This window comes from Enterovibrio nigricans DSM 22720, from assembly GCF_900167155.1.
Lineage (GTDB): Bacteria > Pseudomonadota > Gammaproteobacteria > Enterobacterales > Vibrionaceae > Enterovibrio > Enterovibrio nigricans.
Genome location: NZ_FUXU01000087.1, coordinates 1 through 15,676 on the forward strand (window position 1 = coordinate 1; position 15,676 = coordinate 15,676).

The window sequence follows — 15,676 nt, forward strand, 5'->3', positions numbered from 1 at the left end:
CTTACAGGACTGGGTATGCCTGAAACTCAGTATATTGCTTAAGAACCGAACAACTTTAGGCTGCCATGTCTTCCAACCGAATTAAGCAACAAAGCCTCGTTTAGCTCTCCAAACATCCCCAATTAATATTGAAGACACGCCTATGTTTGTCTGTTTGTCTGTTTGTCTGTTTGTCTGTTTGTCTGTTTGTCTGTTTGTCTGTTTGTCATTTGATGACAACTATGATTTAAACGGCCTGACCTGGGTACTTCAAATGCTAGAGTTTTTCCAAAACCCCAGCGGGCATGATGAGCATTCAAACAAAGCAATATCAGCTACATTTTTTGTACAAAGCGCACTTTCTTCGGACAGAGAAGAGATGCTAACGTTGTGGCGGAAAGCCCATGCACAAAAGCATGATCTCGGCAATCACACCGATGCACACCTCTTTGGGAACCCTCTCGATAACGATGTTCAACCAGAGTGTTGGCAGCATCAAGTCAGACTGTGCAATGACTTTCTCACTCTCGATACCGAAAACGGTGGTGTTAACATCGATACTGTCTCGGGATTTCGAGCTCCATTCATGTGCTATGACGACAACTTACTACAAGCCTTGTTAGACAATGGTATTAAATATGACTCCAGCTTTCCTGCTGGCAATACACCCTCTCATGACGGTACAAACAATTATTGGCCTTACACATTGGATAACGGCAGTCCTGAACATAACATTGCGGTGGAAAATGGCTGGAAACCGAAAATATCTAACTTTCCAGGTCTTTGGGAAATCCCTACGCATAACCTTATAGTCCCGCCGGGCAGCGAGTCAGAAAAATACGGATTAAAGTACTCGTTAAGAGAGAAAATTGCCGACAGAGTAGATTGGTTTGATACAGAGAAAGGCAAGGGCGACAACTTTGACTGTAATTTGTATAACAACTCTTCTGGGGGAGGCTATGGATTATCTGGTAGAGACGTTTTCGCAATCTACGCGCATAATTTAGACTTGCGACTAAAAGGCAACAGAGCACCACTGATACTGGGGCTTCATTCCGAATATTATGCCGATTTAAGTCAACAACCTTTGTTTATTACCCCTGAATCATCTGTCGAAGATAGGCGCACCGCCCTAGTTCACTTTATTAAGTATGCGTTAACCAAGCCAGAGGTTCGTTTTATAAACTTAAACACACTCATTGAATGGATGGAACACCCCACCCCTTTGAAAATGCCAGAGGCACAGATCTAGATAAAGAAAAAGGGGAGCCGAAGCTCCCCTTTTCTTGCAAATTCTAATCTGTAATTAATTACAGAGCAGCTTTCGCTTTCTCAACAAGTACAGCAAATGTTGCTTTGTCGAATACTGCGATATCAGCCAGGATCTTACGATCGATTTCGATAGACGCTTTCTTCAGACCGTTGATGAAACGGCTGTAAGACATACCATTTTGACGAGCCGCAGCATTGATACGTGCAATCCACAGTTGACGGAATTGACGTTTCTTCTGACGACGGTCACGGTAAGCGTATTGACCAGCTTTGGTAACTGCTTGGAAAGCTACGCGGTAAACACGTGAACGTGCACCGTAGTAACCTTTAGCTTGTTTTAGAACTTTCTTATGACGTGCACGAGCTTGTACACCACGTTTTACGCGAGCCATGGACTCTCTCCTAAACTAAATCGTTAATAAACTAAGAAAAATTATGCGTATGGAAGCATACGAGCAACTGCAGCCACTTCGCACTTAGGCAGAAGTGAGTTTGGACGCAGTTGACGTTTGTTCTTAGTAGAACGCTTAGTCAGGATGTGGCGCTTAGTAGCACGCTTAAACTTGAAGCCACCAGCAGTTTTCTTGAAACGCTTAGAAGCACCTTTGTTTGCTTTCATCTTAGGCATGATGAATAACTCCGCATTGTATGCATTAATAACAGTGTAATTTGGCGAACAAAGAGACTTAGCCCTGCTCAAGTGAGACAGTGCTAAACCTCTAGGTTACTTGTATGCCGAAATTACTTCTTTTTAGGGGCAAGAACCATGATCATTTGACGACCTTCGATTCGAGTCGGGAAGCTTTCTACCAAACAAAGTTCAGCAGTGTCTTCCTTCAAACGATTCAAAACGTCAACACCGATATCCTGGTGCGCCATTTCGCGCCCGCGGAAACGGATTGTGACCTTGACCTTGTTACCCTCTTCAATAAAGCGAATCAGGTTGCGTAGTTTTACCTGATAGTCGCCAATATCGGTACCAGGACGGAATTTGATTTCCTTAACCTGAATAACCTTTTGTTTTTTCTTCTGCTCTTTCGTAGCCTTGCTCTTTTCATAGAGGAATTTGCCGTAGTCCATAACTCGACAAACTGGCGGCTCGGCATTAGGGCTGATTTCGACCAAATCTACTCCCGCATCTTCAGCGGTTTTAAGAGCTTCTTGGATTGAAACAACGCCAATAGCCTCACCGTCAAGACCAGTCAAACGAACTTCAGCGATACCGCGAATTTCGTCGTTCAAACGATGAGCATTTTGTTTAACCGGGGCTTTTCTTGCGCCTTTAATACCTTATTCCTCCAAAATATTGAGCATTCGGGTACGAACTTCTTTCTCGAGCAGAGAAACGAAATCTTCAATCTTGAATTTACCCAAATCTTTACCTTTGCGTGTACGTACTGCGATTTCACCGGCTTCCATTTCTTGGTCGCCGCAAACCAACATATAAGGTACGCGCTTCAAAGTATGTTCGCGGATTTTAAAGCCAATCTTCTCGTTTCTCAAGTCCGCTGACGCTCTAAATCCTGCTTTTTGCAGTTTTTTCGCTACTTCCTGAACATATTCCGCCTGATTGTCGGTGATATTCATCACAACCGCTTGTTGCGGCGCCAGCCAGGTTGGGAAATGACCCGCGTATTCTTCGATCAAAATACCGATAAAACGTTCCAATGAACCTAGAACCGCACGGTGAATCATTACCGGAGTGTGACGTTCGTTGTCTTCACCAACGTAAGTCGCGCCCAATCGCTCAGGTAGAGCAAAATCGAGCTGCACAGTACCACACTGCCACGCACGATCCAAACAATCATGCAAAGTAAATTCAATCTTAGGACCGTAGAATGCGCCTTCGCCATCCAAGATTTCGAACTTAATATTCATGGCATCGAGAGCTTCTGCCAAAGCAGTCTCCGCGCGATCCCACATTTCATCCGAACCTACACGCATTTCAGGGCGAGTAGACAGCTTAACTACGATTTCGTCAAAGCCGAATGTCTTGTATGTGTCGTATACCATCTCGATACACGACGTCACTTCTTTCTGAACCTGTTCAGGAGTACAGAAGATGTGTGCATCATCCTGAGTAAAACCACGGACACGCATCAGACCATGCAGCGCACCTGACGGCTCGTTGCGGTGACAGCTACCGAACTCTGCCATACGCAATGGCAGATCGCGGTATGACTTCAAACCTTGGTTGAAAATCTGAACGTGGCCAGGACAGTTCATTGGCTTCAATGCATATTCACGGCTTTCAGAATGCGTCGTGAACATGTAATCCGCATATTTGTCCCAGTGACCTGAACGTTCCCATAGGACGCGGTCCATGATCAATGGGCCTTTTACTTCCTGATATTCGTATTCATTCAGTTTTTCACGAATGAACACTTCAAGCTCACGGAATACAGTCCAACCATTATGGTGCCAAAATACCATGCCTGGTGCTTCTTGCTGCATGTGGTACAGATCAAGTTGCTTACCCAGTTTACGGTGGTCGCGCTTTGCCGCTTCTTCAAGGCGAACAAGGTGAGCTTTCAGCTCTTTCTTGTCGTAAAACGCAGTACCGTAAATACGTTGTAGCATCTTGTTGTCGCTGTTGCCACGCCAGTATGCACCCGCTACGTTCAGAATTTTAAAGTTCTGACAGAAGCTCATGTTTGGCACGTGTGGACCACGACACATGTCGATGTATTCTTCGTGATGGTACAAACCTGGACGATCTTCGCGCGATACGTTCTCATCCAAGATTTCAATCTTGTAAGTTTCACCACGTGACTCAAACGTGTCACGTGCTTCTTGCCAGCTTACATTCTTCTTAATGACCTGGTATTTGGTCTTAGCAAGGTCTTTCATGCGCTTTTCGATCGCATCAAGATCTTCTTGCGTAATAGAACGGTCTAAATCGACGTCATAGTAGAAACCACTATCGATTGTTGGACCGATCGCCATTTTCACATCAGGGAACAGTTGCTTGATCGCGTGACCTAACAAGTGAGCACATGAGTGGCGAATGATTTCAAGACCGTCTTCGTCTTTCGCTGTGATGATTTCCAAGTTCGCATCTTGTTCGATCAGATCGCACGCATCAACGCGTTTGCCATCAACACGACCAGCGATACATGCTTTCGCAAGACCAGGGCCGATGTCTAGTGCTACATCAAGAGTAGAAACTGGGTTGTCAAAAGAACGTTGACTACCGTCAGGAAGGGTAATTACAGGCATCTTTATGTCCTATTTACAGTGGTGTTACATACGCAGTAACACTTGTTGTTGTTTTTCCCTATAAATAACAGCCAGTTAAGTTTAGGGCTTAGTTGTTTTTGCTCATTTGGTACATTTTTTGGTACAAATCAAAATGGACGTACGAGAGCAGGATTGAATTGTAACCGTGTTATCTGATAACACAACCAATCTAAAGAACTTTCACGTATTTACTGCGCTCTCACCCTGTCAGGTCGCAACTGCAGCCCTCACAGCCAAATTAGATAACATACAAAACCACCACTTCAATTCCCCTGACTTAACGATAAATACATACCGTAATTAGTACGAATGCCTGATTTTACCCTCCCACTAAATAAAGAGAGTGACATTCGAATTAAGCACTCAGTCAACAGGCAACGAAATTGCTATTTAGCAAATGCTAAATAACATACCTAGGTAGTAAGGCTTAAACCCAACATAGTGTGACGACGTAATAAAAAGAACGACTCTCTATATTGCCATCGATACAACAGGAACTCAGCCGCTAGGTAAAAGGGGTTTGCAATACGTTTAGATATCTTCACATCAGCAAGATAGGCGCATTTTGACGGATTGCATTGACGCTGTCTCGATTTAGCACGACGGGACATTTATGGAACGTGAACATAACTTCACAATATAAAGGAAGAAACATCATGGGATGGTTTACGAATATTTTCAAAGGAATTGGCGATGCAATAAGCGCTGTAGGTGATGCAATCTCTGACGTTGTAACCGGTGCAACAAACGTGGTTAGTACTGCTGTCAGTGTCGTTGAAGAATGCATCAGCATCGCTGCCGATAAAGTCGCAGAGGTCACCGTTGATATACCCATAATCAACGGCATAACCGCAGCGTGCGCTACAGTGGTAGACGGTGTTACTGATGCTGCAGAGATCGTCACTCATCACTTCATGATGAATGTTGCTCAAGCAGGCCAAGCTGTAGGGACGGTTGTTTCAACAACTGGCGAAGTGGTTGATGCTGTATGTGAAGGCAATGCTGAATGTGTGCCAGAGATCATCAAAGAAGGCGTTGGCGAAATTATTGAAACCGCAGAAGAGCACCTCGCGATGCACCTTGAACACGATATCGATCTCCTGACGATTCCACTTGAAATTGTCGCGGAAGCCTCAAGTGAACTGCTCACTGGCGTAATCGGCTGCAATGAAATTTCTCAAGCCCCACTTCTTCTAGATGATTGCCAAAGCTTTGTGTTTGACACCGTTATTCATGATGGCGTCGTCAAACCAGCCTTAGAAGCGTGGGAAAACCATAACAACGAGGTGTTTGGAAACGTTGTCGACAACCTCTATCCAGCGGATATGGGCATGGGCTGGTTAACTGGCCACGAAACAGGTCACGGTGCAGGCCACGGTGCAGGCCATGGTTCAAGCTGTGGTTGTGGCGACACAACTATGCCTGCGGCAGCTGACGAGTTCATGTGGGTGTAACTCTCTAACCTCTTCAAATAAGGTCAATGCCGTAGAATTTTTCTGCGGCATTTATTAAAACAATAACCGGCAAATAGACACGAAAACATCTACTTATCCCTAAGCGCTATGTCATATACGATCGTTCAGCCTTTACGTTGTATTTCATTAGCACTTGATTAATTTCAAGCCATATCTCATATTATTTGTATACACAATTAATTTCACACTCGGCATATCATGGCTAACCCACCACGCTTCAAACAAATTAAGCTATTTCTTGAGCAAAAAATGACATCCGGAAAATGGCCCGTTGGCGCACGTATTCCGACTGAAGCGGAATTGTGTGAACAGTTTTCTGTCAGCCGAATGACGGTCAATAAAGCAGTGCGTGACCTTGTCAACGAAGGTTGGCTAGAACGTACACCACGTCTTGGAACGTTTGTCTGCCAGCGAAAAGCTGAAAGTCCGCTCATGGACATAAAAAACATTGCAGACGAAATCCGTTCACGAGGGCAAACCTACCACAGTGAAGTCATTCATCTTTCACGGATCACCGCACCAGAAGACGTTGCAATGCGTCTTGGCATAATGCTTGGCAGCGATGTATTTAAAAGTGATATTGTGCACTACGCTGACGAAACGCCCATTCAGGTTGAGCTCCGCTGGGTCAGCCCGAAACATGCTCCTGACTATTTAGAGCAGGATTTCTCCTACGTCACACCGAATCAATACCTTGTGGAAACCTGTCCATTAAGCACTATTGAGCACACAGTTGAAGCTATTTTACCCCCACCCTCTATCGCCGATTTATTACAAATAGACAATGCCCAGCCTTGCCTGTTACTTCACCGCAGAACATGGAGCGATAATCAACTGGTCAGCGCCGCCCTGCTCTATCATCCGGGAAACAGATACAAGCTGAGCGCAACTGCACACGTTTAAAAATCTGGCCTGCCAAGGTTTTGTCCCTTAGGTTTTACACCCTTCGATAAAAAATAAAGAATATTTTTTTGCGTTACCTTTATTATTTGTCTATACATTTGTATAGACATAATAGAATGGTGCGTTCGATGAAACGGATATTCACAGACTGCCACTTAGTGAGTGCAGAAGGCTGTGTGTCACAATCTTCAGGCTATGACGTTCAGAAAAGCATGATGATCGCCGTAGAAAACGGTGTCATTACTGCAATTGGGAAAGACCTTCCAACGGATGGTTTTGACCTTATTTCGCTTGAAAACCGTCTTGTGACCCCTGGGCTCATCGATTGTCATACTCACCTTGTTTTTGCAGGTGATCGTGCCAAAGAGAGAGAACAACGCCTCAATGGCATGTCATATGCGCATATTCTTGCTAACGGTGGCGGCATACTCGCGACGGTAAGCGCAACGAGAAAAGCAAGTGCCGATACGCTATTAGACCTTGCTATTCCACGTGCAAAGGCGCTAATTAGTGACGGTGTAACAACCGTGGAAATAAAAAGCGGCTACGGCCTGACCATGGGTGATGAAATCAAAATGCTGCGGGTAGCTAAACGCTTGCAGAAAGAGTTACCCATCAATGTCAAAACCACCCTGTTAGCCGCTCACACAGTGCCCCCTGAATTTCGCGATTCACCAGAAGCGTATGTCGATACGATTTGCAACGAGATGATCCCAGAAGTCGCATCCATGGGGCTCGCTGATGCTGTGGATGTTTTTTGTGAAGGTATTGGCTTCACTCGAATACAAATGGAGAGAGTATTTGAATCAGCGCTGATTCATGGCTTAGCGATAAAGGGCCACACTGAACAGTTGTCAGACTTAGGTGGTAGCGAGTGTGCCGCCAATATGGGCGCGTTATCCGTTGACCATATCGAATACATCAACTTGAAAAGTATTGAGTCGCTGGCTGCTAACGGCACGATTGCTACTTTGTTGCCTGGCGCGTTTTATTTCTTAAACGAAACGCAAAAACCGCCCGTCAATCTTCTCCGCAAACACGGTGTTCCTATGGCGGTGGCAACAGATTTCAACCCCGGCACTTCGCCGTTTGCCAGCTTGACTCTCATGATGAATATGGCTTCTACACTGTTTGGCCTAACACCTAAAGAGACCTTCTTCGGGGTGACAAATCACGCAGCCCGCGCACTTGGCACAACAAATATTGGTCAAATACAACCGGGTTTCGATGCGGATTTTTCCGTTTGGGACTTAACGTCACCGGCACAACTTAGCTACCAAATTGGCCTATCTCCCCTTCATTCTAGATACTTGAAAGGAGAATTTGCCAATGACTGTTGATATGAAAATTTGGAGTGGCAGAGTTGATGACGAAGACGGTGATTTAGGACAGAGATTTCATCAACGGGTGCAATCCGCAGAGACTGCAGATGAACCTGGCATCATGCTTATTGGCTTTGCGTGTGATGAAGGTGTATCAAGAAACAAAGGACGTACTGGTGCATATGCAGGTCCGAATAAAATTCGACGTGCATTGGCTAACCTGCCTTCTCACAAAGCAGTGCCTCTTTATGATGTTGGCAATGTTTGTTGCGATGATCACGATTTATGCAAGGCCCAAAAGCAACTGGCAGACACGATCAGTGCAGCCATCAAGCAAAAACACATCCCCATCGTTTTAGGTGGTGGACACGAGGTAGCATGGGGCTCTTTTCAAGGTTTAGCGAATCACTTTCAACAAAAAGGCCATCACTCTCCACCAAATATTGGCATCATTAATTTTGATGCTCACTTTGATTTACGCACGCCCCATAATGAAAGCCTCCACGGCAGTTCAGGCACACCCTTCGCTCAAATCGCAGAGTTCTGTACTAATCACCATTGGCCGTTTCACTATGCATGTATTGGCGTAAGCAGAACCAGTAATACACAGGCTCTGTTTGATAAAGCCAGCGCACTCTCCGTCTTCAGCATTGAAGACACAGAACTACATACCGAATCTCGCTTTGCCCTGCGTGAAAAGCTGCGGAGCTTTATTGATCGCGTAGATGCCATCTATCTGACCATTGATTTGGACGTTCTACCTGCAGCCGTCGCTCCAGGCGTGAGCGCACCTGCAACACATGGCGTCGATTATCCCACGATTGAGTTGCTTGTTCGGGATGTTGTGCAAGCAAAAGACGAGAGAAACAACAGCAAGCTAAAACTCGCAGATATTGCAGAGCTTAATCCTCGCTTTGACATTGACGACCAAACTGCGCGTATAGCTGCACGTTTAGTTTGGACAATCACAAACTACATTGATCATCAAAAGCATCAACCACTAAGCCTAAAGAACAAGGAGTGTCATCATGACTGACCCAAGAATGGATCTCGATAGAGCAATTGCAGCGCCAACGGGCTTGACGCTAAATGCAAAGTCATGGCTAACAGAAGCTCCTCTCAGAATGCTGATGAATAACCTTCACCCTGACGTAGCAGAACATCCTCATGCGCTTGTTGTCTACGGCGGTATTGGTCGAGCAGCGAGAAACTGGCAGTGCTTCGATAAGATCATCGATGTTCTAAAACGCCTTGAAGACGACCAAACACTCCTCGTTCAATCGGGCAAGCCTGTTGGCGTTTTTACCACCCATAAAGACGCGCCAAGAGTATTGATAGCCAACTCCAACCTTGTTCCACATTGGGCAAACTGGGAACACTTTAACGAACTCGATCGTCAAGGCCTGATGATGTATGGGCAAATGACAGCTGGTAGCTGGATTTACATCGGCTCACAGGGAATCGTTCAAGGTACTTATGAAACATTTGTGGCCGTAGCAAAAAAACATTTTGCCGGTAATGCAAAAGGACGCTGGGTGTTGACTGGTGGTTTAGGGGGAATGGGGGGAGCACAACCACTGGCTGCAACCATGGCAGGATTTTCAATGATTGCTGTAGAGTGCGATGAAAGCCGCATTGACTACCGCCTGCGAACCGGTTATCTCGACAAAAAGGCGACCAACTTAGACGAGGCCCTTGCTCTTCTACACAAAGCACTCGACCAAAATTCAGCAATATCTATAGGTCTTCTTGGAAATGCCGCGGATGTTTTTAGTGAAATGGTCACGCGGAATATCACGCCCGACGTTGTCACTGATCAAACTTCCGCGCATGACCCTTTAAATGGCTATTTGCCCAGTGGCTGGACACTGGAAGACGCTGCCGAAAAACGCAAAGTTGATGAAGCGGGTGTTATCGAAGCAGCAAAATCCTCTATGGCTGAGCAAGTGTCATCCATGCTCACACTGCAACAGCGCGGCGCAGCCACCCTAGATTATGGGAATAACATTCGCCAAATGGCACTCGAAAAAGGCATAAAAAACGCATTTGATTTCCCCGGATTTGTACCGGCCTACATTCGCCCGTTATTTTGCCAGGGTATCGGCCCATTCCGCTGGGTAGCGCTATCAGGCGATCCTGAAGACATATACAAAACAGACCAAAAAGTAAAAGAATTGATACCCGACAATCCGCATCTACATCAATGGCTTGATATGGCGAGAGAGCGCATTCAGTTTCAAGGATTACCTGCTCGCATTTGCTGGGTAGGGCTAAAAGACCGAGCCCGCCTGGGTTTGGCCTTTAATGAAATGGTCAGAAACGGGGAATTGAAAGCACCCATTGTAATCGGTAGAGACCATCTGGATTCTGGCTCTGTTGCCAGTCCAAATCGTGAAACTGAAGGCATGATGGATGGCTCCGATGCCGTATCTGATTGGCCACTCCTGAATGCACTTCTAAATACAGCCTCTGGCGCGACTTGGGTTTCTTTACATCACGGCGGCGGAGTCGGTATGGGCTTCTCCCAACACTCTGGTGTTGTCATTGTTTGTGACGGAACAAAAGATGCAGACAAACGTATTGCTCGTGTTCTGCACAACGATCCCGCGACTGGCGTTATGCGCCATGCAGATGCGGGATATGGTATCGCCATCAATTGCGCTAAGGAGCAGCATCTGGATTTGCCTTTGCTCCAACTACCCAACACACCGGTTAAGAAGTGAGGTTAACCATGCACAAATTGACAATAAATCCCGGAAACTTATCCCTGAGCTCACTTCGCCAAATTAGCAGAGCGCCCGTAAATATTACCCTTGAAGCGGGCACCGAAAGTCTCATGGAAAAAAGCGTACGAACGGTCGATGATGTACTTGACCAAGGGCGGGTTGTCTATGGCATAAATACAGGCTTTGGCTTACTCGCTAATACCCGCATTGAACGTGACGATCTAGAGACGCTTCAGCGCTCTATTGTTCTTTCCCATGCCGCTGGCATCGGCGATTTTATGGCCGATAACACGGTGCGCCTAATGATGGCGCTTAAAATCAATAGCCTTGCACGTGGATACTCAGGCATTCGCTATTCCATCGTTGAAGCACTCATTTCCTTACTGAACGCGGAAGTTTACCCCTGCATTCCTAAAAAAGGGTCTGTGGGCGCATCCGGTGACCTCGCACCACTCGCGCATATGAGTACATTACTGCTGGGCGAAGGGTTGGCAAGGCATAATAATGAAATTATCTCCGGTGCTATGGCGTTGAAAATAGCGGGGTTGGAAGCCTTGCAGTTAGGCCCCAAAGAAGGATTAGCTTTGTTAAATGGAACACAAGCATCAACGGCTTTCGCACTTGAGGGCCTATTTCACGCCGAAGATTTATTTGCTTCTGCCATCGCGACGGGGGCACTTTCCGTCGAAGCAGCGCTAGGCAGCCGAAAACCTTTTGATGACCGTATCCATGCACTTCGTGGCCATCAGGCGCAAATCGACACTGCGGCGGCTTTTCGTCACTTGCTTCAAAATCAGAGTGAGATCGGCGACAGTCATCAAGCCTGCGAAAAAGTTCAAGACCCCTACTCTCTGCGATGTCAGCCTCAAGTGATGGGGGCATGTCTTCAACAAATTCGTAGTGCCGCCGCAGTGTTAGAAACAGAAGCCAATGCAATCTCTGACAACCCCATCGTTTTTTATGAAGAGGGTGACATTCTCTCAGGCGGAAATTTCCATGCAGAGCCTGTAGCCATGGCGGCAGACAATCTCGCACTGGCGATTGCAGAAATTGGGAGCCTATCTGAGCGTCGAATGGCATTACTCATCGACAGCTCATTGAGTAAGTTGCCCCCTTTTCTTGTCGACAATGGTGGAGTAAACAGCGGATTTATGATCGCGCAGGTGACAGCAGCAGCACTCGCCAGCGAAAATAAAACCTTGGCACATCCGGCTTCCGTCGACAGCCTTCCAACATCCGCGAATCAAGAAGACCATGTTTCCATGGCGACATTTGCAGGAAGGCGATTAGGCGAAATGGCGGAAAACACGCGCGGAATACTCGCTGTCGAAATGCTCGCCGCCTGCCAAGGTATCGATTTTCGGGCACCATTGAAAACGTCATCTCACCTTGAGCAAATCAAAGCCGAGCTTCGAGGGCATGTCAGTTTTTACGATAAAGACAGGTACTTTGCACCAGATATAGAAAAAGCCGCGAGCCATCTGGCAACGGCAAGCCACAACAAATTCGTCCCTGACCGGCTACTACCCAGTATTTAAAAGAGAGTGCATAGAGGTTGTCGAACTATGAGGCCAGATTAACAAATTATTTTTCATACCTTCTTGGAATGTGGCTTCTGACACACATCAGAATCGCCATATTGCGCTACTATTTTGTTATAACGTCAATTTTGCTGATCAGATCATAGAGGTATACCTATGTGGCACTCCCTCTCTGTGCAACTTTCTCTTGCGCTCGGCCAACAGTTCGAAGTTGAAGAAAAAATGCCGGTCGAAGGTGGTGATATTAACGAATGCTATGCCATTAGCTGTGGCGAGATTCGGTTCTTCGTGAAAATCAATGCGAAAGAGACGTTACCAATCTATGAAGCAGAAGCCGAGAGTCTTAGACATCTCGCCATCAGTTGTGAAATATCGGTTCCTCGCGTGATTTATATTGGTGTTATCAAAGAGAAAGCCGTCCTCGTTCTTGATTACATCCCAATGAAACCCCTCGATGCCGAAAACGCCTATGTACTTGGAAAAGAACTGGCACGCCTGCATCAGTGGGGTGAACAATTAGAGTACGGCTTTGATATTGACAACTATATTGGTGCCAGTGAGCAGCGCAATAGTTGGCACCGTAAATGGTCCTCTTTTTTCGCAGACCATCGTATAGGCTGGCAGCTCAAGCTTGCTGAAGAGAAAGGGATGTCGTTCGGAGATATCGAAACCATCGTCAATACTGTGAAAGATAAACTGCATGGTCATCAACCTAAAGCAAGCCTCGTCCACGGTGACCTTTGGAAAGGCAATGCGTCGATGACAGTTATTGGGCCTGTGGTTTATGACCCTGCCAGTTACTGGGGAGACCGAGAAGTTGATGTCGCAATGACACAACTGTTTGGGAGGTTTCCAGAAGAGTTCTATGCGGGTTACAACGAGGTATGGCCGATGGATGAAGGCTTTGAAGAACGTAAAGATCTCTACAACCTTTACCATTTGCTGAACCACAGCAACCTCTTTGGTGGTCATTACATCGAACAAACTGCCACTTTGATCAATAAACTAGAGCTCGCTTAATCAAAGTCAATTGCCGTCTATCGGCAAAATCATCAAAATACCAGGGGTGCTAGTGCACCCCTTTTTTTCGTCTAAGTATTAAGGACGCTATTTTTATGATTAAAGCTGCTATTTTCGACATGGATGGCCTACTCGTCGATTCAGAGCCTTTTTGGCAAGATGCTCAGCTTCTCGTTCTCCAAGAGCTTGGCGTCAAAATTTCCCGTCAAGACACGATCGACACCACAGGCATTCGTATCGACCAAATCGTTAAGAACTACTATAAAACACAATGCTGGCAAGGCCCCACTTGCGAACAAGTTTGCGAAATGATCTTAGATAAAGTCATCGAGCTTGTGGGTATCAACAAACCAATGATGCCGGGCGTACTCCACGCGCTCCGTCTTTGCAAAGAAGCCAACCTGAAAATCGCGTTAGCATCTTCTTCTCCTATGCGACTCATTGATGCAACCTTAAAAGCACTGGACATTGAGGAGTGGTTTGAGCAGCGTTATTCGGCCGAACACCTTAAATATGGAAAGCCACACCCGGAAGTTTACCTGAATGCTGCTGAGGGCTTAGGCCTTGACCCCAAAGAGTGCATCGCGTTTGAAGATTTTTTTGCTGGCTTACTCGCTGCAAAATCAGCACAGATGAAAACCATCGTAGTACCAGAGCACAACGCCGCCACAAAAGAGCTGTGGGTGATCAGTGACATTAAACTTCGAACGCTAAACGAATTAAGTGCCCATAATTTAGCACCATAAACGTGCAAATTTGTGCAGTTATTCGGACAATATCGCCACATCCGCTCATTACGTTGAAGCAGTATCACGTTATTTGTATATTTTATAACCCATTGAAATCATTTGTTACTTATGAGTCTTTACGGAACGAATGAATTTTATTGCAGTCATCAACGAGAGGAATATTTCCCAATATTTTCTTGCCTGAACTCAAGTTTTTCCCTTATTTCACTGAGCGAACCTTCTTGAGTTCTTACAATGAATACACATGAATGGTTGGGGAAACAGCTATCTTTACGCCGTCATGTTGCTGGCTCGCAGTTCAGAAAGGGAGTAGAACATGCAAAACTTTACAGAGAGAGGAATCGATTGCCCTCATTGTGGTCACAGGATTCGCATTACTTTGGATACAAGCAGCGGTGATCAGGAGTTTTATGATGATTGCCCCGCGTGTTGTAACGCTATTCATCTAAACCTGAAAATCGATTCGTTACATAAAACTATCAATCTGTTTGTAGACGCAGACGACGAACAAATTTTTTAACCGGTAATAAATAGAAAAAGCCAGCGATTGCTGGCTTTTGTATTTGTTATCATAGAGTTGTATTTTTTGCGGCTAAAACACGCTCGACAGTATCCACTACCGCTTGCGTTTGAGGGTCAACTTCAATATTGACTTCATCCCCCACTTCACGCCAACCCATATTGGTTCGCTGAAGTGTTTCTGGAATTAGATTGACGCAAAAACGATTGTTTCTCACTTCGCCAATGGTCAAGCTAATTCCATCAATACCGACATATCCTTTGTCAAAAAGGTACTTGGCGATTTTTTCAGGGGCTTCAATCCAAACTTGACGATTGTTTTCCGAATCAATGACATCAACAACACGGGCGACACACATAATATGGCCCGACATAGCATGACCACCAATTTCATCACCAAACTTTGCCGCTCGCTCAAGGTTGATTTTATCGCCGACGACGAGCAATCCCAAGTTCGTCAGATTTAACGTGGCGTGCATCAAATCGAACCAAATTGTATTCCCATCCACTTTAGTGACAGTGAGACAACATCCATTATGTGCCACTGACGCCCCCGGAATCAGCCCTTCCAACATATTGTCCGGAAACAATACGGCATGGCTTTGGAAGTCTGTCTTTTTCACGATGTCAGTAACGGGGCTTTGTTGCTTAATTCGGTTGGAAGACATGGCAGCCTAAAGTTGTTCGGTTCTTAAGCAATATACTGAGTTTCAGGCATACCCAGTCCTGTAAGCTTGTTCAGCGCTTTGATCATAGCGTAAGTCTCGCCAACCTGAGCATTGTAATTTCTTAGGCTTAATTTCCCACCTAGCAGCTGTTTTACTCGGTACATTGCTGTCTCTGATAGTGAGCGCTTGTGATAGCCATACCGCTTTTTCCACTTCTTGTTGGAGCCGTAGAGCTTTTGACAACCTACTGCTAAATTGCGAG

The 15,676-nt window shown here is 45.8% G+C and carries 15 protein-coding genes and 1 pseudogene; 10 read left to right on the forward strand and 6 right to left on the reverse strand.

From position 1 onward, the window contains the following. Positions 1-142: 142 nt before the first annotated feature. Positions 143-1,231 (forward strand): polysaccharide deacetylase family protein, encoded by a 1,089-nt coding sequence (locus B5D35_RS19810; RefSeq protein WP_078754225.1) that lies wholly within the window; start codon positions 143-145, stop codon positions 1,229-1,231. Between the two features lie 58 nt (positions 1,232-1,289). Here B5D35_RS19810 and rplT read toward each other — a convergent pair whose 3' ends face one another. The 4 genes from rplT to thrS form a co-directional block, all read right to left on the reverse strand. Next, a complete protein-coding gene (gene rplT, locus B5D35_RS19815; RefSeq protein WP_078754226.1) occupies positions 1,290-1,643 on the reverse strand; it encodes a 50S ribosomal protein L20 in 354 nt (117 codons plus the stop codon). Between the two features lie 41 nt (positions 1,644-1,684). Continuing rightward, positions 1,685-1,879 carry a 50S ribosomal protein L35 gene (gene rpmI / locus B5D35_RS19820; RefSeq protein ID WP_078754227.1) on the reverse strand — a complete coding sequence of 65 codons (195 nt, stop codon included), beginning with the start codon at positions 1,877-1,879 and terminating at the stop codon, positions 1,685-1,687. 113 nt (positions 1,880-1,992) lie between these two features. After that, positions 1,993-2,538 (reverse strand): translation initiation factor IF-3, encoded by a 546-nt coding sequence (infC, locus tag B5D35_RS19825; protein WP_078754229.1) that lies wholly within the window; start codon positions 2,536-2,538, stop codon positions 1,993-1,995. Positions 2,539-2,541: 3 nt separating this feature from the next. Beyond that, a complete protein-coding gene (thrS, locus tag B5D35_RS19830) occupies positions 2,542-4,470 on the reverse strand; it encodes a threonine--tRNA ligase (RefSeq protein WP_078754230.1) in 1,929 nt (642 codons plus the stop codon). A gap of 677 nt (positions 4,471-5,147) precedes the next feature. On the opposite strand from thrS, the gene B5D35_RS19835 reads away from it, so the two are divergent. The 9 genes from B5D35_RS19835 to B5D35_RS19875 all read left to right on the forward strand — a co-directional run bounded on the left by B5D35_RS19835 (position 5,148) and on the right by B5D35_RS19875 (position 14,747). Continuing rightward, entirely contained in the window at positions 5,148-5,945 is a 798-nt protein-coding gene (locus tag B5D35_RS19835) for a hypothetical protein (RefSeq protein ID WP_078754232.1), read from the forward strand. A 219-nt stretch (positions 5,946-6,164) separates the two neighbouring features. Then, entirely contained in the window at positions 6,165-6,869 is a 705-nt protein-coding gene (hutC, locus tag B5D35_RS19840; protein WP_078754234.1) for a histidine utilization transcriptional repressor HutC, read from the forward strand. 128 nt (positions 6,870-6,997) lie between these two features. Then, entirely contained in the window at positions 6,998-8,209 is a 1,212-nt protein-coding gene (gene hutI / locus B5D35_RS19845) for an imidazolonepropionase (protein WP_078754237.1), read from the forward strand. Continuing rightward, positions 8,199-9,227 (forward strand): formimidoylglutamase, encoded by a 1,029-nt coding sequence (gene hutG / locus B5D35_RS19850; protein ID WP_078754239.1) that lies wholly within the window; start codon positions 8,199-8,201, stop codon positions 9,225-9,227. Before hutI ends, hutG begins: the two co-directional genes overlap by 11 nt. Next, positions 9,220-10,914 carry a urocanate hydratase gene (gene hutU / locus B5D35_RS19855; protein ID WP_078754241.1) on the forward strand — a complete coding sequence of 565 codons (1,695 nt, stop codon included), beginning with the start codon at positions 9,220-9,222 and terminating at the stop codon, positions 10,912-10,914. Before hutG ends, hutU begins: the two co-directional genes overlap by 8 nt. 8 nt (positions 10,915-10,922) lie before the next feature. Continuing rightward, positions 10,923-12,455, forward strand: coding sequence for a histidine ammonia-lyase (hutH, locus tag B5D35_RS19860; RefSeq protein ID WP_078754242.1), 1,533 nt, complete (start codon positions 10,923-10,925; stop codon positions 12,453-12,455). 159 nt (positions 12,456-12,614) lie between these two features. Then, complete coding sequence (locus B5D35_RS19865) at positions 12,615-13,478, forward strand: fructosamine kinase family protein (RefSeq protein WP_078754243.1); 864 nt, start codon at positions 12,615-12,617, stop codon at positions 13,476-13,478. Between the two features lie 95 nt (positions 13,479-13,573). Next, entirely contained in the window at positions 13,574-14,224 is a 651-nt protein-coding gene (gene hxpB / locus B5D35_RS19870; RefSeq protein WP_078754244.1) for a hexitol phosphatase HxpB, read from the forward strand. A gap of 319 nt (positions 14,225-14,543) precedes the next feature. Continuing rightward, entirely contained in the window at positions 14,544-14,747 is a 204-nt protein-coding gene (locus B5D35_RS19875) for a CPXCG motif-containing cysteine-rich protein (RefSeq protein WP_078754246.1), read from the forward strand. A 49-nt stretch (positions 14,748-14,796) separates the two neighbouring features. Here B5D35_RS19875 and B5D35_RS19880 read toward each other — a convergent pair whose 3' ends face one another. Both B5D35_RS19880 and B5D35_RS19885 read right to left on the reverse strand, forming a co-directional pair. Further along, a complete protein-coding gene (locus B5D35_RS19880) occupies positions 14,797-15,414 on the reverse strand; it encodes a riboflavin synthase subunit alpha (RefSeq protein ID WP_078754247.1) in 618 nt (205 codons plus the stop codon). 23 nt (positions 15,415-15,437) lie between these two features. Continuing rightward, a pseudogene (locus B5D35_RS19885) lies at positions 15,438-15,676 on the reverse strand (IS5/IS1182 family transposase); the annotation flags it as partial.

Bases quoted from the DNA above. Each gene is read 5' to 3' on its own strand.
- rplT (WP_078754226.1), bottom strand. From the start codon at position 1,643: ATGGCTCGCGTAAAACGTGGTGTACAAGCTCGTGCACGTCATAAGAAA.
- hutH (WP_078754242.1), top strand. From the start codon at position 10,923: ATGCACAAATTGACAATAAATCCCGGAAACTTATCCCTGAGCTCACTT.
- B5D35_RS19865 (WP_078754243.1), top strand. From the start codon at position 12,615: ATGTGGCACTCCCTCTCTGTGCAACTTTCTCTTGCGCTCGGCCAACAG.
- hutG (WP_078754239.1), top strand. From the start codon at position 8,199: ATGACTGTTGATATGAAAATTTGGAGTGGCAGAGTTGATGACGAAGAC.
- hxpB (WP_078754244.1), top strand. From the start codon at position 13,574: ATGATTAAAGCTGCTATTTTCGACATGGATGGCCTACTCGTCGATTCA.
- rpmI (WP_078754227.1), bottom strand. From the start codon at position 1,879: ATGCCTAAGATGAAAGCAAACAAAGGTGCTTCTAAGCGTTTCAAGAAA.
- hutU (WP_078754241.1), top strand. From the start codon at position 9,220: ATGACTGACCCAAGAATGGATCTCGATAGAGCAATTGCAGCGCCAACG.
- B5D35_RS19875 (WP_078754246.1), top strand. From the start codon at position 14,544: ATGCAAAACTTTACAGAGAGAGGAATCGATTGCCCTCATTGTGGTCAC.
- B5D35_RS19880 (WP_078754247.1), bottom strand. From the start codon at position 15,414: ATGTCTTCCAACCGAATTAAGCAACAAAGCCCCGTTACTGACATCGTG.
- hutC (WP_078754234.1), top strand. From the start codon at position 6,165: ATGGCTAACCCACCACGCTTCAAACAAATTAAGCTATTTCTTGAGCAA.
- B5D35_RS19810 (WP_078754225.1), top strand. From the start codon at position 143: ATGTTTGTCTGTTTGTCTGTTTGTCTGTTTGTCTGTTTGTCTGTTTGT.
- hutI (WP_078754237.1), top strand. From the start codon at position 6,998: ATGAAACGGATATTCACAGACTGCCACTTAGTGAGTGCAGAAGGCTGT.
- thrS (WP_078754230.1), bottom strand. From the start codon at position 4,470: ATGCCTGTAATTACCCTTCCTGACGGTAGTCAACGTTCTTTTGACAAC.
- B5D35_RS19835 (WP_078754232.1), top strand. From the start codon at position 5,148: ATGGGATGGTTTACGAATATTTTCAAAGGAATTGGCGATGCAATAAGC.